The sequence below is a fragment of the Agrobacterium larrymoorei genome (assembly GCF_005145045.1).
Lineage (GTDB): Bacteria > Pseudomonadota > Alphaproteobacteria > Rhizobiales > Rhizobiaceae > Agrobacterium > Agrobacterium larrymoorei.
Map to the genome: position 1 here is coordinate 1925042 of NZ_CP039691.1, position 19409 is coordinate 1944450.

General features: G+C 57.1%; 15 protein-coding genes, 3 tRNA genes and 1 pseudogene. 3 read left to right on the forward strand and 16 right to left on the reverse strand.

Annotated elements, in window-relative coordinates:
* Window positions 1–3 precede the first annotated feature (3 nt).
* The 12 genes and pseudogenes from nuoH to CFBP5473_RS09250 all read right to left on the reverse strand — a co-directional run bounded on the left by nuoH (window position 4) and on the right by CFBP5473_RS09250 (window position 9507).
* Entirely contained in the window at window positions 4–1047 is a 1044-nt protein-coding gene (gene nuoH / locus CFBP5473_RS09195; RefSeq protein ID WP_027672981.1) for an NADH-quinone oxidoreductase subunit NuoH, read from the reverse strand.
* Window positions 1048–1059: 12 nt separating this feature from the next.
* Window positions 1060–3141, reverse strand: a complete 2082-nt coding sequence (gene nuoG / locus CFBP5473_RS09200) for an NADH-quinone oxidoreductase subunit NuoG (RefSeq protein WP_027672980.1) — start codon at window positions 3139–3141, stop codon at window positions 1060–1062.
* A 156-nt stretch (window positions 3142–3297) separates the two neighbouring features.
* Entirely contained in the window at window positions 3298–4602 is a 1305-nt protein-coding gene (nuoF, locus tag CFBP5473_RS09205; RefSeq protein WP_027672979.1) for an NADH-quinone oxidoreductase subunit NuoF, read from the reverse strand.
* 26 nt (window positions 4603–4628) lie between these two features.
* A pseudogene (nuoE, locus tag CFBP5473_RS09210) lies at window positions 4629–5426 on the reverse strand (NADH-quinone oxidoreductase subunit NuoE); the annotation flags it as partial.
* A gap of 16 nt (window positions 5427–5442) precedes the next feature.
* Window positions 5443–5697 carry a hypothetical protein gene (locus CFBP5473_RS09215; protein WP_027672977.1) on the reverse strand — a complete coding sequence of 85 codons (255 nt, stop codon included), beginning with the start codon at window positions 5695–5697 and terminating at the stop codon, window positions 5443–5445.
* On the reverse strand, window positions 5697–6887 hold the full coding sequence (locus tag CFBP5473_RS09220) for an NADH-quinone oxidoreductase subunit D (protein WP_027672976.1): 1191 nt from the start codon (window positions 6885–6887) through the stop codon (window positions 5697–5699). Before CFBP5473_RS09220 ends, CFBP5473_RS09215 begins: the two co-directional genes overlap by 1 nt.
* The gene (locus CFBP5473_RS09225; protein WP_037170582.1) at window positions 6884–7333 is read right to left on the reverse strand and encodes a GFA family protein; all 450 of its coding nucleotides are present in this window, start codon (window positions 7331–7333) and stop codon (window positions 6884–6886) included. Before CFBP5473_RS09225 ends, CFBP5473_RS09220 begins: the two co-directional genes overlap by 4 nt.
* On the reverse strand, window positions 7330–7932 hold the full coding sequence (locus CFBP5473_RS09230; RefSeq protein WP_027672974.1) for an NADH-quinone oxidoreductase subunit C: 603 nt from the start codon (window positions 7930–7932) through the stop codon (window positions 7330–7332). Before CFBP5473_RS09230 ends, CFBP5473_RS09225 begins: the two co-directional genes overlap by 4 nt.
* A gap of 17 nt (window positions 7933–7949) precedes the next feature.
* On the reverse strand, window positions 7950–8534 hold the full coding sequence (locus tag CFBP5473_RS09235; RefSeq protein WP_027672973.1) for a NuoB/complex I 20 kDa subunit family protein: 585 nt from the start codon (window positions 8532–8534) through the stop codon (window positions 7950–7952).
* Complete coding sequence (locus CFBP5473_RS09240) at window positions 8525–8890, reverse strand: NADH-quinone oxidoreductase subunit A (RefSeq protein WP_027672972.1); 366 nt, start codon at window positions 8888–8890, stop codon at window positions 8525–8527. Before CFBP5473_RS09240 ends, CFBP5473_RS09235 begins: the two co-directional genes overlap by 10 nt.
* A gap of 417 nt (window positions 8891–9307) precedes the next feature.
* Window positions 9308–9384 (reverse strand) — tRNA-Asp (locus CFBP5473_RS09245).
* A 46-nt stretch (window positions 9385–9430) separates the two neighbouring features.
* A tRNA-Asp gene (locus CFBP5473_RS09250) sits at window positions 9431–9507 on the reverse strand.
* Between the two features lie 649 nt (window positions 9508–10156).
* Between CFBP5473_RS09250 and CFBP5473_RS09255 the strand changes: the two genes are divergently transcribed.
* Window positions 10157–10232: transfer RNA gene (locus CFBP5473_RS09255), tRNA-Val, on the forward strand.
* 397 nt (window positions 10233–10629) lie between these two features.
* On the opposite strand, the gene CFBP5473_RS09260 is transcribed toward CFBP5473_RS09255, so the two are convergent.
* Entirely contained in the window at window positions 10630–11430 is an 801-nt protein-coding gene (locus CFBP5473_RS09260) for an NAD-dependent epimerase/dehydratase family protein (RefSeq protein WP_027672970.1), read from the reverse strand.
* Between the two features lie 284 nt (window positions 11431–11714).
* Between CFBP5473_RS09260 and kdgD the strand changes: the two genes are divergently transcribed.
* Window positions 11715–12620, forward strand: coding sequence for a 5-dehydro-4-deoxyglucarate dehydratase (gene kdgD, locus CFBP5473_RS09265; protein WP_027672969.1), 906 nt, complete (start codon window positions 11715–11717; stop codon window positions 12618–12620).
* The gene (locus CFBP5473_RS09270) at window positions 12617–13750 is read left to right on the forward strand and encodes a mandelate racemase/muconate lactonizing enzyme family protein (RefSeq protein ID WP_027672968.1); all 1134 of its coding nucleotides are present in this window, start codon (window positions 12617–12619) and stop codon (window positions 13748–13750) included. Before kdgD ends, CFBP5473_RS09270 begins: the two co-directional genes overlap by 4 nt.
* 172 nt (window positions 13751–13922) lie before the next feature.
* Here CFBP5473_RS09270 and CFBP5473_RS09275 read toward each other — a convergent pair whose 3' ends face one another.
* The 3 genes from CFBP5473_RS09275 to lon all read right to left on the reverse strand — a co-directional run bounded on the left by CFBP5473_RS09275 (window position 13923) and on the right by lon (window position 19251).
* Window positions 13923–16124, reverse strand: coding sequence for an esterase-like activity of phytase family protein (locus tag CFBP5473_RS09275; protein ID WP_027672967.1), 2202 nt, complete (start codon window positions 16122–16124; stop codon window positions 13923–13925).
* A gap of 232 nt (window positions 16125–16356) precedes the next feature.
* Window positions 16357–16632 carry a DNA-binding protein HupB gene (gene hupB / locus CFBP5473_RS09280; protein ID WP_027672966.1) on the reverse strand — a complete coding sequence of 92 codons (276 nt, stop codon included), beginning with the start codon at window positions 16630–16632 and terminating at the stop codon, window positions 16357–16359.
* 201 nt (window positions 16633–16833) lie between these two features.
* Window positions 16834–19251, reverse strand: a complete 2418-nt coding sequence (gene lon, locus CFBP5473_RS09285) for an endopeptidase La (RefSeq protein WP_027672965.1) — start codon at window positions 19249–19251, stop codon at window positions 16834–16836.
* Between the last annotated feature and the right edge of the window lie 158 nt (window positions 19252–19409).

Sequence of the window (19409 nt, forward strand, 5' to 3'; positions counted from 1 at the left end):
ACATCATGCGCCTGCCGTCAGCTTGAGTACGAATGCAACAATCACGACCATGGCGAGCGACAGGGGAAGGAAGACCTTCCAGCCGAGACGCATCAGCTGGTCATAGCGGTAACGCGGGACGAATGCCTTCACCAGACCGAACATGAAGAACACCATGACGCCCTTCAGTGCGAACCAGACGATGCCCGGAACCCAGTTCAGGAACCATACATCCACGATTGGCAGCCAGCCGCCAAGGAAGAGAATGGTCGTCAGGCAGCACATCAGAACGATGGCGGCATATTCGCCCAGCATGAACATCATGTACGGGGTGGAGCCATACTCCACCATGTGACCGGCCACAAGTTCCGATTCCGCTTCAGGCAGATCGAAGGGTGGACGGTTCGTTTCGGCAAGCGCCGAAATGAAGAACACGATGAACATCGGGAAGAGCGGCAGCCAGTGCCAGTCGAGGAACGACGCAGGCAGGCCGAGCGACGTGCCGATGCCGGAATGCTGGGCATTGACGATATCGGTCAGGTTCAGCGAACCGACGCAGAGCAGAACGGTGACGATGACGAGACCGATGGACACTTCATAGGACACCATCTGCGCAGCAGAACGAAGCGCGCCGAGGAACGGGTACTTCGAGTTGGAAGCCCAGCCACCCATGATGATGCCGTATACTTCGAGCGAAGAAATCGCGAAGATATAGAGAATGCCGACATTGATGTTGGCAACGACCCAGCCCTGGTTGAAGGGGATGACGGCGTAGGTGGCGAGCGCCAGCGTTACGGCAACCAGCGGCGCCAGGAGGAAGACGGCCTTGTTCGCACCCGACGGAATGACGGGTTCCTTGAGGATGAACTTCAGAAGATCGGCGAAGGACTGGAACAAGCCGAAAGGACCGACGACGTTCGGGCCGCGGCGCAGCTGAACGGCAGCCCAAATCTTGCGGTCTGCCAGAAGTAGGAACGCAATCGCGACCAGAAGTATAACGAGAAGCAGCAGAGACTGGCCGACCATAATCAGCGCTGGCCAGACATAGCTCCAGAAAAACGAGTCCATAATCCCCTACCCTTACTCTGCCGCAGCTTTGAAGTTGTTGCGGGCCAATGCGGAGCATTCGGCCATCACGGCGGACGCTCTCGCAATCGGGTTCGTCAAATAGAAATCCTTAACCGGCGAAGCGAAACCTGCCTTGTTAAGAGTGCCGGTCTTGCCAGCGAGTGTTTCGATATCCCGGGCGTTGCCAACGGCAATCTCATCGGCATCCGCGAAATGCGGGTGGGCGAGGTAGAGCTGTGCACGCAGGCCGGACAGGCTGTCGAATGGCAGCTTCTTGCCGAGAACATCGGAAAGCGCACGCAGGATTGCCCAGTCTTCGCGCGCTTCGCCCGGAGCAAAGCCTGCGCGGTTACCGAACTGAACGCGGCCTTCGGTGTTGACCCAGATACCGGATTTTTCGGTATAGGCCGCACCCGGCAGGATGACATCGGCATTCATTGCGCCATTGTCGCCATGCGAACCGATATAGACGGTAAGCTGCGCAGCCTTGGCCGACAGATCGATCTCATCCGCACCGAGAAGGAAGAGCACCTCGGAAGAAGCGACGATGGACGCAGCATTTGCCGACTTGTCCGCAGGGACGAAGCCGAGATCGAGACCGCCGACGCGCGATGCTGCCGTGTGCAGAACGGAGAAGCCGTTCCACTCTTCGGAGGTAGCACCGACAACACCAGCGAGCTTCGCAGCAGCGGCGAGTACGGCTGCGCCGTCTTCGCGGGCCAGAGCCCCCTGCCCTACGATAATCATCGGGTTCTTGGCGGACTTCAGCTTGTCGAGGAAGCTGCCGGAGCCGTTGACCAGGTCGGTCAGCGTGTCGGTGCCGGCACCGAGATATTCGTAGTCGTAACGCAGCTCGCCTGCCTCACCGATCACACCGATCGGGAAGCCGCCACGGCGCCAGCGCTTGCGGATGCGGGCGTTGAGAACAGCCGCTTCGAAGCGTGGGTTGGAGCCGATGATCAGCAGCGCGTCGGCATGTTCGATGCCTTCGATCGTCGTGTTGAAGATGTAGCTTGCACGACCGAGCGACGGATCGAGCGCTGCGCCATCCTGACGGCAATCGACATTGGTCGAGCCGAGCGATGCGAGCAGCGACTTCAGCGCGAACATTTCTTCAACGGAAGCGAGATCGCCAGCGATTGCGCCGATCTTCTCGCCCGAAGTCGCGGAAACGGCGGCCTTGATAGCACCGAATGCTTCACCCCATGTTGCGGGCTGAAGGCGGCCATCCTTGCGGACGTATGGTTTGTCGAGACGCTGGGTCTTGAGGCCATCCCAGATGAAGCGGCTCTTGTCGGAAATCCACTCTTCATTGATGGCTTCATTGACGCGCGGCATGACGCGCATAACTTCGCGGCCACGCGTATCGACACGGATTGCCGAGCCAAGAGCATCCATCACGTCGATGGTTTCGGTCTTGCCGAGTTCCCATGGACGCGCCGTAAAGGCGAAAGGCTTGGAGGTGAGCGCGCCGACCGGGCAGAGGTCAACGACGTTGCCCTGCAACTCGGAGGTCATGGCCTGCTCGAGATAGGTTGTGATTTCGGCATCTTCGCCGCGACCGATCAGGCCTAGCTCGGAAATGCCCGCGACTTCCGTCGTGAAGCGGACGCAGCGCGTGCAGTGAATGCAGCGGTTCATCACCGTCTTGACGAGCGGGCCGATATACTTGTCTTCAACCGCGCGCTTGTTTTCGGAGTAGCGAGAACCGGCAATACCGAAGGCCATGGCCTGGTCCTGCAGGTCGCATTCGCCGCCCTGGTCGCAGATGGGACAATCGAGCGGGTGGTTGATGAGCAGGAATTCCATCACGCCTTCGCGGGCCTTCTTGACCATCGGCGTGTTGGTGAAAACTTCCGGCAGTTCGCCATTCGGACCGCCGCGAATATCGCGCACGCCCATGGCGCAGGAGGCAGCAGGCTTCGGTGGTCCGCCCTTTACCTCGATGAGACACATACGGCAGTTACCTGCGACCGACAAACGCTCATGAAAACAAAAGCGCGGAACTTCGGCACCAGCCTCCTCGCACGCCTGCAACAGCGTGAAATGATCCGGAACTTCGATCTCTTTACCGTCAACCTTGAGCTTTGTCATGGTTCTGCTTACGTCCTGTTGCCTGTCCGAACCGCTCTTATCACGCGGTTCCTGACAAATCCTGATCACATCCGGCAAAGACTCATATGCCAGATGCTTAAACGATTGCGGGGACGGTTACACCCGTTCCCAGCGCCTCGCAACACCTGAGGTGTGTTACTCGGCAGCTTCCAGCACAGCGCCATCATCCATGGCCCTGTAGGTATATTGATCGATCCGCTTTTCGATTTCCGGACGGAAATTGCGGATCAGCGCTTGAACCGGCCATGCAGCAGCATCGCCAAGCGCGCAGATGGTGTGGCCTTCGATCTGCTTCGTCACTTCGAACAGCATATCGATTTCGCGCTTCTGCGCGTTGCCCTTGACCATGCGCTCCAGAACGCGCCACATCCAGCCCGTGCCTTCACGGCAAGGCGTGCACTGGCCGCAGCTCTCGTGCTTGAAGAAGGCCGCGATACGGGCAATTGCCTTGATGACGTCGGTGGACTTGTCCATGACGATCATGCCGCCGGTGCCGAAGGAAGACTTCACTTCGCGCATGCCGTCGAAGTCCATGATGGCGTCCTTCATGTCCTCACCGCGTACGATGGGGCAGGATGCGCCGCCGGGAATGACGCCGAGAAGATTATCCCAGCCGCCACGAATGCCGCCGCAATGACGCTCGATCAGTTCCTTGAAGGACAGGCCGAGTGCGTCTTCGAAGGTGCACGGACGCTCGACATGGCCGGAGACCATGAACAGCTTGGTGCCGACATTGTTCGGACGACCGATGGCAGAGAACCAGGAGGCACCGCGACGCAGAATGGTCGGAGCAACGGCGATGGATTCGACGTTGTTGACCGTGGTCGGGCAGCCATAAAGGCCCATGTTTGCCGGGAATGGAGGCTTAAGGCGCGGCTGGCCCTTCTTGCCTTCAAGGCTTTCGAGAAGTGCCGTTTCCTCGCCACAGATATAAGCACCTGCGCCGTGGTGAACGTAGATATCGAAATCCCAACCGTTCTTGTTGTTTACGCCGAGCAGACCTGCATCGTAGCACTCGTCGATGGCCGCCTGAAGCGCTTCGCGCTCACGCATATATTCGCCACGAACATAGATGTAAGCCGTGTGGGCGCCCATGGCGAAACCGGCAATCACGCAGCCTTCGATCAGCGTATGCGGATCGTTGCGCAGGATTTCGCGGTCCTTGCAGGTGCCGGGCTCGGATTCATCGGCATTGACCACGAGGTAATGCGGACGACCATCGCTTTCCTTCGGCATGAAGGACCACTTGAGACCCGTCGGGAAGCCAGCGCCGCCACGCCCGCGAAGGCCGGAGGCCTTCATCTCGTTGATGATCCAGTCACGGCCCTTTTCGATGATCTGCTTGGTGCCGTCCCAGTGGCCGCGCGCGAGATTGCCCTTCAGGGACTGATCCTTGAGGCCGTAGAGATTGGTAAAGATGCGATCTTGATCTTTTAACATGGTTCAACCTCTCACTCTGGCTTCTTGCCGGAGTTTTCCTTCTCGGAAACCTTGACGTTTTCAGCGGCAGCCTTCGGCTCCGTTGCAGGCGTCTTCAGCTTCGGATCGGTCTCTGGCGTATCCGTCTTCGGCTTTGCAGCATTGGAAGGCGGCGTCTGCGCAGCATCTGCGGCAGGCTCTTCCTTTTTGTCGAGATTGGAGCGATCCGGCTTGGTTTCTTCCGTCAGCGTGGTCAAGCCGCCAACCGGAACCGACTGATGGCGGTCGATCTGCGGGCCCGTCTTCACGGTGTCGCCCTTGCCTGCTTCGAAAGCATCGATGATCTCTTCCAGACGCTCTGGCGTCAGATCCTCATAGGCATCCTTGAAGATGATGACCATCGGCGCGTTCACGCAGGCACCCTGACATTCCACTTCTTCCCAGGAAAGCGTGCCGCTTTCGTTGGTATGAAGCGGGTCATGGTGAATCTTGTGACGGCAGACATCCATCAGCGCTTCGGAACCACGCAGCATGCACGGCGTGGTGCCGCACACCTGAATATGCGCCTTGGTACCAACCGGCTTGATCTGGAACTGCGTATAGAAGGTCGCCACTTCAAGAACACGGATGTAAGCCATGTCCAGCATGTTTGCGATCTTCTCGATGGCGGCGCGGGTCACCCAGCCGTCCTGCTCCTGAGCGCGCATCAGCAGCGGAATGACCGCGGACTGCTGGCGACCTTCGGGATATTTCTTGATCGTTTTTTCCGCCCACGCAGTATTCTCCGCGTTAAACGCGAAATCCGCGGGCTGGAACTGATCTTCGGCTAGTCGACGAACGGACATACTTCCTCACGCCTCATCAATTTAACGATTCACACCGCGATCTCGCCACCGTGACGAATTCGCAAGCATAAGCCGCTTTGTCTTTTTGCATGAACACAATGAATTTGCTGCCATTTGGGAGCGAGGATTTGATCTCGTATCCCAGATCAAGCAGCTGCTTGATGGTGGAACTGCCGCCGCTTGCACCCGAAGGCACGTCGCTCGTCGCCGTCTGGGCGAAGAGCGGTGCGCTCGTGGCAAGAAGTGCCGATATGGCCAGCGGCAGACGCATCAGCGATCGACCTCCCCGAACACGATGTCGAGAGAGCCGAGAACAGCGGTAACGTCGGCAAGCTGATGGCCTTTGCAGAGAAAGTCCATGGCAGCCAAATGCGCGAAACCAGGAGCGCGGATCTTGCAGCGATATGGCTTGTTGGTGCCATCCGCCACAACATAGACGCCAAACTCACCCTTGGGCGCTTCGACGGCAGCATAAACTTCGCCAGCCGGAACGTGGTATCCTTCAGTGTAGAGTTTGAAGTGGTGGATCAGCGCTTCCATCGACCGCTTCATCTCGCCACGCTTGGGCGGAACGACCTTGCCGTCCAGCGAGGAAACCGGGCCGATGCGGTGCTTGCCGGAGAGAAGCTCCACGCACTGCTTCATGATCTTCACCGATTCGCGCATTTCCTGCATGCGGATCAGGTAACGGTCGTAGCAGTCACCGTTCTTGCCGACAGGAATGTCGAATTCAAGATCGGAATAGCACTCGTAAGGCTGCGCACGGCGCAAGTCCCAGGCAGCGCCCGAACCGCGCACCATGACGCCGGTAAAGCCCCAGGCGAACGCATCTTCAAGCGAGACGACGCCGATATCGACGTTACGTTGCTTATAGATGCGGTTATCGGTCAGAAGGCCTTCGATATTGTCGAGAACCGTGATGAACGGATCGCACCACTTGCCGATATCATCGACCAGTTCCTGCGGAATATCCTGATGAACGCCGCCCGGACGGAAATAGGCTGCGTGCATGCGCGCGCCGGAAGCACGCTCATAGAACACCATCAGCTTTTCACGCTCTTCAAAGCCCCAGACCGGCGGCGTCATGGCGCCGACGTCCATGGCCTGGGTCGTGACGTTCATGATGTGCGACAGGATACGGCCGATCTCGGAATAGAGAACGCGGATCAGCTGGCCACGCATGGGAATTTCAAGGCCGATCAGCTTTTCCACGGCCAGCGCGAAAGCATGTTCCTGGTTCATCGGCGCCACGTAGTCGAGGCGGTCGAAGTAAGGAACGGCCTGAAGATAGGTCTTGGCTTCGATCAGCTTCTCGGTTCCGCGGTGCAGCAGGCCGATATGCGGGTCCACGCGCTCGACGATTTCGCCGTCGAGTTCCAGAACCAGACGCAACACGCCGTGCGCGGAAGGGTGTTCCGGGCCGAAGTTGATCGTAAAATTGCGAACGTTATGTTCAGTCATTGCTGTTGCTCCGCCGACGTGATCATGGCGATGAATTCGGGGCCGGTCATGTTCTTGGTGGCCTCAGCGAACGAATAGCTGGTCGGCTTTTCGTCAATGAAAATCTGCGATGCCAGCGTGAAGCTGGACGGATCGTTGAAGACCTGAACGGAAACCTCTTTATGGCTACCGTCCTTGGAACGCCACATCATCGTGCTGCCGCAAACCTTGCAGAAGCAACGCTCGCCCCATTCGGATGATTCGTAAACACCAAGCTGCTCAGTGCTATCGAAAAACACATCCTGGCACTCGACTGCGAGAAAAACGCCGCCGGACCAGCGACGGCACTTGGAACAGTGACAAACGCCGATCTTTCGGGCGCCGATCGTCGCCTCAAGGCGAACGGCGCCGCAAAGACATTGTCCCTGCTCTTTTGCCACTTGTTCGTTGGCATGTAGCTGGCTCATTGCTTGGCCTTTTCGTCGCCGGGCAGAACGTAATCCGTTCCTTCCCAAGGCGAGAGGAAGTCGAAGCTGCGGAATTCCTGCTTCAACTCGACCGGCTCGTAAAGAACGCGCTTCTGTACGTCATCATAACGTACTTCCACGAAACCCGTGAGCGGGAAATCCTTGCGCAGAGGGTGACCTTCGAAACCGTAATCCGTAAGGAGGCGGCGAAGATCGGAATGGCCTTCGAATGGAATGCCATACATGTCCCATGCTTCGCGCTCGAACCACTCCGCGCCGTAGAAGACAGACGTTGCCGAAGGAACGCCCTCGTCTTCCGCCACCTGAAGCTTGACGCGAACGCGCAGGTTCTGGCGTGGAGACAGGAGGTGGTAGACGACATCGAAGCGCTTTTCGCGCTGAGGCCAGTCAACGCCGCAAATGTCGATGATATTCACGAAACCGCACTGCACATCGTCACGCAGAAAGGTGAGAAGCGCGATGACGTTTTCAGGCGTCGTATTCAGCGTCAACTCGCCAAAGGCGATTGCCTGCGACACCAGAAGAGAGCCGCGCGCTTCCTGCACATGGGCCGCGAGATCGTTAAGAGCTTCGCTCATTCTTTAGTCCTCTGCCCTTAACGCTCGATCGTACCGGTACGGCGGATTTTCTTCTGCAGCAGAAGCACGCCATAAAGCAGCGCTTCCGCCGTGGGGGGACAGCCCGGCACGTAGATATCGACAGGCACGACCCGGTCACAGCCACGCACGACGGCGTAGGAGTAGTGATAGTAACCGCCGCCATTGGCGCAGGAGCCCATGGAAATTACGTAACGCGGCTCCGGCATCTGGTCATAGACCTTGCGAAGCGCTGGCGCCATCTTGTTGGTCAGCGTGCCGGCAACGATCATCACGTCGGACTGGCGCGGCGAAGCGCGCGGAGCAACACCGAAGCGTTCCATGTCGTAACGCGGACCGGAAGCCTGCATCAGGCCTTCAACGGCGCAACAGGCCAGGCCGAACTGCATCCACATCAGCGAGCCGGTGCGCGCCCAGGTGATCAGTTCGTCGGTGGAGGTAACGAGAAAGCCCTTATCGGCCAGCTCGTCATTGATTTCCGTGAAATACGCATCGTCACTGCCAACGGGCTTGCCGGTCGACGGATCGATAATACCCTTGGGCTTTTGCGCAACAAGCGTAGTGTCGTTTTGAACTATGCCCATTCCAGCGCTCCCTTCTTCCATTCATAGATGAAGCCGATGGTGAGAACCGCGAGGAACACCATCATGGACCAGAAGCCGAACCAGCCGAGCTCACCGAAGGACACAGCCCACGGGAACAGGAACGCGACTTCAAGATCGAAAATAATGAAGAGAATCGACACGAGATAGAATCGGATGTCGAACTTCATACGAGCGTCATCGAACGCATTGAATCCGCATTCGAAGGCGGACAGTTTCTCGGGATCTGGGTTCTTGTAAGCAACAGCGAAGGGCGCGATCAACAGCGCCAGGCCGATGACAAGGGCGATACCGATGAAAATTGCGATCGGAATATAGGAACTGAGGAGTTCAGTCATTGTCTCTTCCCTGCCCGACCGAGCGTCGGGCACCCTTTGGAACGTTTTTCCGCAGGATCGAATTATGTTGCAACGCCGCAGTGGTTAGCGCAGCCACGCCGTCTCTGCAAGAGTTTAAGCACCATTTCAAGACAATCCCGCCAAGGATTGACCATTATAATGCCACACAGCCGGTGCCGCAGCTGCAAGGCTTATCCCTAAATACTTAAAATATATCGACAATCAGGCCGCAGATCGAGCCCTCAAAAAGTCACATAATTTTGTGCGCCAGAAGGGTCTTTTTCGAGACGAAACCGGCCGCCAAAACCTGATTTTTTGAAACAAGAAAGAAGGTGATGAAGCGCTCTCGCGCGCAAAATTTCTTGACCGTTACGTGGTTTTCGACAAAGGAAAAATCAACCGCTTCAAGAAGAAAAATGGCGCGAGTGACGGGGCTCGAACCCGCGACCTCCGGCGTGACAGGCCGGCACTCTAACCGACTGAGCTACACCCGCGCATTTTGACGAACGCTTAGCGTTCGTAGAGTTCCGAGGGACAGGATGGCGCGAGTGACGGGGCTCGAACCCGCGACCTCCGGCGTGACAGGCCGGCACTCTAACCGACTGAGCTACACCCGCATCTTCCTGACAGAGAGGCCGAAGCCCCGCTGCACGAACCGCCTCGGCTGTTCGTTGAGCGGCTAACTAAGGCGTTCGTGTGGGGGTGTCAAGCAGGTTTCACGACAAAAGAATAAGCTTGTGCATTTTGCGTTTGCCCAAACGCAAAGAGTGCCGGTTTTCCGGCACTTCTCCATCTAAACTTTTTTACACGCTATGAATTCGGTTATCCACAGCAGCCGGATCGGACCTTCTATGAGGAGACTCAGATCGTAATTAGTGACTCGCTTCTTCACTCACGCCACGAATTATATCATGGCGACACAGCAATATCATGACACAGTACCCGCCTCATCTCCTCCCCCACATAAGAACACAGGTGGATTCGCAAAAACGGCGCCCACGCGTTGTCTTCCCTCCCTTTTCTTCAGATTCGTGCGCCAGCGCTTAGCAAGCCTGTGGAAATCCACACCGAAGAACGCGAGCATATCAAAACGCGGAAACGCCGTATTTCCAAGGCATCCCAGCGAGAAGAAGCGAAATCTGCAAAAATGACCAGCAACGAAAATTCAAAAAAATCAAAAAAACTTCACAAAGGCTCTTGCGGTTCTGATCCGATCCGAATAGATCACAGCCACCGACGCGGCGGACACGATCCGCAAGACGCGAAGGGCGATTAGCTCAGTTGGTAGAGCGCCTCGTTTACACCGAGGATGTCGGGAGTTCGAGTCTCTCATCGCCCACCATTTCCCCAAGTTACTATGATTTTGATTTCGCCTGGCAGAACATTGCTGAGTCGAATCAATTCGATACGCGGCTTTCTTCATGTTGAACCGAAGCAAGCATTCAGCGTCATCGAAGCGTGGTTATACTAATTATCCTCAAGCATTCGAAATTTTTTAAATTCGCTAAAGAGCTACATTAGTTGATTCAGCAATTATAAACAGATTGTGCCGCATAACTATCCCGTCGCCCTCATGATGAGGTCGTGTTTCGATGGGATGAACCATGTCTGCAAATGCTATTGCCACTTTGGCGCTTATTGCCCTGCCAGTCTATCTCTTCTTCCGCTGGGTCCAGTACGACTCGGAAAAGCAGGATAAGCCGAAGTAAAGACCCCGGCTCCCCTCCCTCGTTCTCCGCTCATTTATCCGCTGGATGCGGAAGTGCTGTAAAGCCTCCGCCTTGATAGATGACTGCCGGGTCCTTCGGGTCTTCCGCACCGATTTCGGCAAGCAATTCTGCGCGCCACTCGGCGGCGCTGTCCTTGGGTTGCCAGCCAAGGAAGCTTGCCTTGCAGTTGTCCCACCAGCTTTCAGCGTTGTTCGAGGCGCCGTAAACGATGGCATTGCCCAGCCGTGGCGCCTCGAATGCTCTTGCGCAGAGCAGAGTCAGATCCTCCACGCTCAGCCAGGTCGCAAGCATGCGAGTTGTGGTTGGCTGCGGCGTGCAGGAGCCGATGCGCACGGACAGCGTTTCCTGGCCAAACTTGTCGAAATAGAAGCTCGCAAGATTCTCGCCGAAGCATTTCGACACGCCATAGAGCGAGTCGGGGCGAACCGGGGAATCGCGATCCAGCTTTTCATCGCGCCGGTAAAAGCCGATCGTGTGGTTGGAACTGGCAAAAATGATGCGCGGCTTGCCGTTGTGGCGAGCGGCCTCGTAAAGATTATAGACACCCTCGATGTTGCCCTTGAGGATGAGTTCGAACGGTCTTTCAACGGAAATTCCGCCCAGATGGATGATTCCATCCACGCCTGCCACCGCTGCATCCACCTCCGCGCGGTTAGAAAGCTCGCATTTGATAAATGTTTCGTGCGGGGCAAGGTCTGTCACCTCCACCAGGTCCGAAAGGACCACTTTTTCCGCTAGTCCCTTCAGATGCGGGCGTATTGCCTTGCCCACTCCACCTGCAGCACCCGTCAACAATAGCGTCTTCAGCATTTTTCCTCCCAGTTTTCCATTTCGCAGCCACGCGCTCTAGCGCTGTGGTCATACGTAAACTTGATGTTATCTTATGTGTACGCGCGTTCCACATAATCTTTCAAGGGGTGATCGCATCGCACGTTGTGCAGGCTTCTCCGCCCTTCACACCGGGCAATACGAAATCCCTTCGATGAGAAAATTGTGCACTACCGAACCAAACTTGTATTATAAGTTCTTGACGAAGATAATATCTCGCATATTCTCTGCGCCAGATATCAATCGGAGACCTCAATTTCATGGCAATGGATCCTCAGGAACTTAAAGTCGCGCTTGGTGCGGGCTTGCTTTCTTTCCCGGTAACGCCGTTCGGCAAGGATGGCGAATTCAACGAAAAGCCCTACCACGATCACGTCAGCTGGCTTTCCGGCTTCGATGCGACTGTGCTTTTCGCGGCCGGTGGCACGGGTGAGTTCTTCTCGCTTGCACCGGAAGAAGTGGCGACCGTCGTAAAGGCTGCGAAGTCCGCTGCAGGTTCCACACCTATCGTTTCCGGTTGCGGTTACGGCACCAAAATTGCTGTCCAGATCGCCCAGAGCGCCGAAAAAGCTGGTGCTGACGGTATTCTGCTTCTGCCGCATTACCTGATGGACGCCCCTCAGGCCGGTCTTTACCACCACATCAAGGCCGTCTGCGATTCCGTTTCCATCGGCGTCATGGTCTACAACCGCGATAACTCCATTCTGACGGCGGAAACGCTGGCGAGACTGGCCGAATCCTGCCCCAACCTCGTCGGCTTCAAGGATGGCTCGGGCGATATCGGTCTGGTTCGCAAGATCACCGCAACGATGGGCGACCGCCTCACCTATCTTGGTGGCATGCCGACTGCTGAGCTTTTTGCCGATGCCTATCTCGGCGCTGGCGTCACCACCTACTCCTCGGCTGTCTTCAACTTCGTGCCTGCCCTTGCGCAGAAGTTCTACACGGCACTGCGCGCTGGCGATACGGCCACCACGAACCAGATTCTCATCGACTTCTTCTATCCATTCATGGACATTCGTAACCGTTCGAAGGGTTATGCGGTGTCTGCGGTCAAGGCAGGCGTGCGCCTCGTTGGCTTCGATGCCGGTCCGGTTCGCGCTCCGCTGACCGATCTGACGGAAGAAGAAGTCGCAATGCTCGACAAACTGATTGGACCATACAAGCCATGAAAATAGAGGCGGTTCGCACGCATCTGCTGGATTACAAGCTGGGTCACGCCTTCGAAAGCGCTTCGATGCGCTTTGATCGTCGCATCCATTGCCTTGTGGAAATCATCTGCGACGACGGCACGGTGGGCTGGGGCGAATGCCTTGGCCCGGCAAGGCCGAACGCAGCGGTCGTTGCCGCCTACGCACCTTATCTCATCGGCAGGGACCCACTCGATATCGAGGTTATCTGGCACGAGCTTTATAACCTGCTGCGCGATCAGGGTCAGCGCGGCCTTACCGTCACGGCTCTCAGCGGCATCGATATCGCGCTGTGGGATATCAAGGGCAAGCGGTTCGGCACCTCGATTTCCCGCCTGCTCGGTGGGCGTTTCCGGGAAAGCGTGAAGGCTTACGCCACCGGCTCCTTCCGCAAGGATGGCGTCGAACCTGTTGCCGATGTCGCAGCGGAAGTGGCCGGTTACGCGAAACAGGGCTTCCATGCGGTCAAGATCAAGATCGGCTTCGATGTCGCGGAAGACATCGCCGTCATCCGCGCCGCGCGCGAAGCGGTCGGCCCGGATGTCCGTATCATGATCGATGCCAATCATGGTTATGATGCGCTTGAGGCCATCGAAGTCGGCAATGCACTGGCACCTCTCGGTATCGACTGGTTCGAAGAGCCCGTAGTACCGGAACAACTGGATGCATACCGCGCTGTGCGTGCGGGACAGCCGATCCCCGTAGCCGGTGGCGAGACATGGCATGGTCGCTATGGCATGCGCGCGCCGCTGGAAAGCCGCGCTGTGGATATCCTGCAACCGGACCTTGCCGGAACCGGCGGTTTTTCGGAAACGAAGCGGATCATCGATCTCGCCAGCCTCTACGGCGTGCGCGTCGTTCCCCATGTCTGGGGTACGGGTGTTGCAATTGCAGCCGCGCTACAATTGATGGCATCTCTCACGCCAGACCCCGCCCGGCGCAGCCCGCGCCCGCCGATCCTCGAGTTCGACCGGACGGAAAATCCGTACCGCCAGGCGGTACTCACCTCGCCGCTCGATCATGTCGATGGTGTGGTGCAGATACCGGATGGCCCGGGGCTCGGTATTGAGGTCAATCGTGCGGCGCTTGAGCAATATGCTTTGAAAGACTGATGGGTTGCTCTTGAGACATTGAAAAAGCCGGGTGCATCGCGCCCGGCTTTTTTATTTGCTCGCTTGTGATTTCCGTCATCCTCGGGCTTGTCCCGAGGATCTGCCACGTCGCATCCGCTGAAGCGTGATTAGATCCTAGGGACAAGCCCTAGGATGACGGTGGATAAGCGAATTAGTTCGTCACCTTCAGCTCAACCGGGAAGAACAGCGTCTCGCCAGAGGAATCATCCACGCCGTCATTGTCGGTCACGGCGTAAGCCTTGCCAGCCTTGTCGAAGGCGAAGCCTTCCAGCTTGTCCACGACGTATCCGTTGGTCTGGGCCTTCAGGTCGGGAAGGAAGTCGTGCACTTCCTGCTTGGTGACCTGTGGTAGCTCGCCGCCGATTTTTGCTGGCTTCAGGTCTGCGATGGCAACGCGGTACAGCTTCTTGGTCTTGGCCTTGTCGCCGATCTGGTTGTCGCGTTCTACGATGTAGACCTGATCGCCGAATGCAGTGATTTCGGACAGGCCGATCCAGCCGCCTTCCGGTGCCTTATCCAGCGGATAGCGCACTGCGCCCCACTGCTTGGACTTCAGATTGTAGGAAACGAGCTTGACAGTACCCTTCGGATCATTGCCCCATTCGCGCTGAACGGCCATCCACAGCGTCGCATCGTCGCCCTTGCCGATCATGGTGATGCCTTCGAAGCCGAAGCGGGTTTCGCCTTCGAGCAATTCCTTTGGCAGTGCGATTTCGGATTTGATCTCGCCCTTGGCATTGATGTTGTAGAGCGCATGCGGAACGAGCTTTTCGGTATTGCCTTCCGAAGCAACCCAGAAACCGCCCTTGCCGTCCAGCGTGATGCCTTCCATGTCGAGCTTCTGCGCAGCCAGGCCGTCGCGCTTTACGCGCAGAACGCTGGTGATGGTCGCAGGCTTCTTGGTAGCGTCGATGGTGAAGATCGAAGGCTGGTTGCCATAGACCGAGTCGGAAATAGCGTAGAGAATGCCTTCCTTTTCAGCATCGCCGACGAGACCGGAAAGTGCACCCCAGCCGATTGGCGCGCCATCCACCGTTGCCGAAACGAGCTGCGGATAAGCCGCCTGCCCTTCCGAGCGCTCATAGATCATGACGTGCGAACGTGCGCCGCCGTCTTCCACCAGATCGGCCTCGTTGGCGGTGACCAGCAGATTGCGCGAAGGAATGGCGACGGCGCCTTCTGGCGAAATACCGGAGGGCAGAAGCTGCGTCAGCTGTGGCTCGGCGCCGGTATCCTTATAGACGCCGACGACGGAGGCGCGTTCGGCAAGAACGAAGAAATATTTGTCGTTGCCAAAGGTTGCGGCTTCCAGACCCTCAGGCTCCACACCCTTGGCCTTGGAACGCTTCTCGGGATAATGACCGATGGCGGCAACGGCGCGTTCGAACGAGGAATTGGCCTCGTAAAGCTGCTTGCCGCTCTTGTCGAAAATGGTGAAGCCGCGTGCGCCGCCTTCCCAATCGCCTTCATTGGCGATGACGATGCGGTTGTCATCCAGCCACTTTACGGCGTCGGGCTCGCGCTTGCGGCCTTCCTGCTTGTCGGTGAATTTCAGCTGGCCATCGCTCTTGGTGTCGATGCCTTCGAGATCAACCGTGCCAGCGGAGAAGTGGCTCGTTACCTTGCCACTCTTGCCGTCAACGATGACGATGTGGTTGTTTTCCTGCAGCGTCAGGGCAATTTCGCCCTTGGAATTGATCGAGACGAATTCGGGCTCTGGATCTTCCGGCGCAATTTCGGCAAGGCCGGTCACATCGATCTTCTTCAGCGTCGAGCAGTCAGGCGCGCCGTTCTTGAGGCCGATGGTGACGAGGAAGCCCGCTGGAGCCTGCGGCAGCGCGCCGTCATTGACCTTCTCATCGCGCTCGTTTTCGATAGCGATGGCAGCAAAGCTCTTGTCCGGTGAAATCGCGACGGAGTCCGGCTGGCCGCCGAGATCGCAGCTTGCCTCGATCTTTCTGGCGGCGATATCGACCGTGACCAGCTTGCCGGATGGCTTTACGTAGCTTTCAGACGTATTGACGCCAGCCAAAACCTTGGTGCCTGCAACCGCAACCGACGTCGGCTCGCCATCCATCATCAGCGCGCCGAGTGCCTTGGGTGCCTTGGCATCCTTGATGTCGATAAAGCCGATGCCGCCCAGCGGGCTGTCGGAATAGATCAGCGTATTGCCGTCTTCGCTCGCGGTTACGATTTCAGCGGAAGTAACGGTCTTCTGGTCCTTGTCGGACGGAAGATTCAATGCGACCGGGAAAGAAGAAATGCGGTTGAAAACCTGCTCGGCTGCGGCCGGAAATGCTGCCGATGCCAGCAGCGCTACTGTCAGCGTTGCTTGAGAAAGACGGAATGTCATGGAAAATCCCCTGTAGTCCATAATGGAAAAACGAACAGGCGGCTTCTGCGACATGGACATGACAGGCGCATGACAATTCCGAATATTCTCATAAACAAAAAGCCCGACCTCAAAGGCCGGGCTTTCTGCATTTCAAAGGCGTCATTTTGCGAAGGTACGCAAAGCGCCAGTCTTTCCTCGTATGCCTTGAAAACCGTTCGCACGCCGCTGGGGCAAACGGCATCAGGAAACCTTAGGAGTTGACAGCGTCCTTCAGGCCCTTGCCTGCGGAGAACTTTGGAACGTTGCGAGCCGGAATATCGACTTCTGCACCCGTGGATGGGTTACGGCCCTTGGAGGCTTCGCGACGGCTGACGGTGAAGCTGCCGAAGCCAGCGAGACGGATGTCGCCACCAGCCTTCAGTTCGTTCTGGACAGTTTCGAATACAGCGTCAACAGCAGAAGCGGCATCAGCCTTCGTGAGGCCAGCCTTCTCGGCAACTGCAGAAACGAGCTCGTTCTTGTTCATGTTTCCACCCCTTTCAATGGTTTGAAACGACTCAAATTGGGTAGGCGCAGAATACTTATCTATTCGCGCACCGCCACCCAAAAGCGACGGAATCGCCTGAAATACAAGGGGTCTGGCGTTTTTTTCACAAAAAAGGCTGGCATTTCTGCCAGCCTTTCAGGGATTTTGTGCTAATTTAGCATCATTCCCGCAGGCTGATACTCAATGAGAGATGGTCTGGCCCGCGTCATCCACACCTTCAACGGTTGCAATGACCGGCGTTTCGATGCTGCCATCCCATTCGATCGGCTCCGGCACGCGTGTCAGCGCGTGTTGCAGAACCTCACCCATGCGGGAAACCGGGATGATTTCCATCTCGTTTTTCACGTTGTCCGGAATATCCGCCAGATCCTTGGCGTTTTCTTCCGGGATCAGCACCTTCTTGATGCCGCCGCGAAGTGCTGCGAGCAGCTTTTCCTTCAGGCCACCAATCGGCAGAACGCGACCGCGAAGCGTGATTTCACCCGTCATCGCCACGTCCTTCGAAACCGGAATACCGGTCATGATGGAGACGATGGCAGTTGCCATGGCAACACCGGCAGATGGACCATCCTTCGGCGTTGCGCCTTCCGGCACGTGCACGTGAATGTCGCTCTTGTCGAAGCGTGGAGGCTCGATGCCGAAATCGACCGCGCGCGAGCGAACATAGGATGCCGCCGCCGAGATGGATTCCTTCATCACGTCCTTCAGGTTACCGGTCACGGTCATGCGACCCTTGCCCGGCATCATGACGCCTTCGATGGTGAGCAGTTCACCGCCGACTTCGGTCCATGCCAGACCCGTGACGACGCCGACCTGATCTTCCCGCTCGGCCTCGCCATGGCGGAAGCGCGGCACACCCAGATAGTCGTGGATGTTTTCTGCCGTGACTTCGACCGACTTGGTCTTGCCCTTGATGATCTCGGTAACGGCCTTACGGGCAAGCTTCATCAGCTCACGCTCGAAGTTACGCACACCGGCTTCCCGTGTGTACTGCTGGATCACGGCCATCAGGGCACCATCCGTCACGGAGAATTCTTCCGGACGCAGGGCGTGTTCCTTGATTGCCTTCGGCAGCAGGTGACGCTTGGCGATTTCGCGCTTTTCGTCTTCCGTGTAACCGGCGATACGGATGACTTCCATACGGTCCATCAAGGGCCCCGGAATGTTCAGCGTATTGGCAGTCGTCACGAACATGACGTCGGACAGGTCGTATTCCACTTCAAGGTAGTGGTCCATGAAGGTGGAGTTCTGTTCCGGATCGAGCACCTCCAGCAGAGCAGAGGACGGATCGCCACGGAAATCCATGCCCATCTTGTCGATTTCATCGAGCAGGAAGAGCGGGTTCGCCTTCTTGGCCTTCTTCATCGACTGAACGATCTTGCCCGGCATGGAGCCGATATAGGTACGGCGATGTCCGCGGATTTCCGCTTCATCGCGCACGCCACCAAGAGCCATGCGAACATATTCGCGACCCGTTGCCTTGGCGATGGACTTCGCAAGCGAGGTCTTGCCAACACCGGGAGGACCGACGAGGCACAGGATCGGGCCACGGATTTTCGTCGCACGGGCCTGTACGGCCAGATACTCGACAATGCGTTCCTTGACCTTGTCGAGACCGAAGTGATCGAGCTCGAGAACGGATTCGGCAGCGTTCAAGTCGGTCTTGATTTTCGACTTCTTGCCCCATGGAAGACCGAGCAGCCAGTCCAGATAGTTGCGAACAACGGTGGACTCCGCAGACATCGGGCTCATCTGGCGAAGCTTCTTCATTTCAGCTTCGGCCTTCTCCTTAGCTTCCTTGGAGAGCTTGGTCTTGGCGATGCGCTCTTCAAGTTCGGCCATCTCGTCGCGGCCATCCTCGCCGTCGCCGAGCTCCTTCTGGATCGCTTTCATCTGCTCGTTCAGGTAATATTCGCGCTGGGTCTTTTCCATCTGGCGCTTGACGCGCGAGCGGATGCGCTTTTCGACCTGAAGAACGGAAATTTCGCCTTCCATGAAGCCGAGAGCCTTTTCGAGGCGCTGCTTCACGCTCACCGTTTCAAGCATTTCCTGCTTTTCGGTGATCTTGATGGAAAGATGCGAAGCGACCGTATCGGCAAGCTTGGAGTAATCGTCGATCTGGCCAGCCGCGCCAACCACTTCCGGCGAAATCTTCTTGTTCAGCTTCACGTAGCTTTCGAACTCGGAGACGACCGAGCGAGACAGTGCCTCGATCTCGACCGGGTCTTCCGCCGGCTCGTCCAGAAGAACGGCAGTTGCTTCGTAGAAGTCTTCGCGACCGGTATATTCATCGATCTTGGCGCGGCCCTTGCCTTCGACAAGAACCTTCACGGTGCCATCGGGCAGCTTCAGCAGCTGAAGCACATTAGCAACCGTACCGACTTTATGAATGGCCGATGGATCCGGATCGTCGTCACTGGCGTTGATCTGGGTCACAAGCATGATCTGCCTGTCGGAGCCCATAACCTCTTCCAGAGCACGGATGGATTTTTCCCGCCCGACGAACAGGGGAACGATCATATGCGGGAAAACGACAATGTCGCGCAGAGGAAGTACGGGATATGTACCGCCAGATGCCGCAGACGTAATGTTCGTCATATCATTTCCTTTCCATGGTCCCGTGAGGGACGCTTGCCGGACGTCTTGGGAAGTTTCCGGCATATTCTTATTCGTGACTGAAAGTGGAGTTTCACACTGTCATTTTCAAGTCACGAAAACTAACAGCCGTCACTTGCGCGTCAGGCTGTAAATTTTCA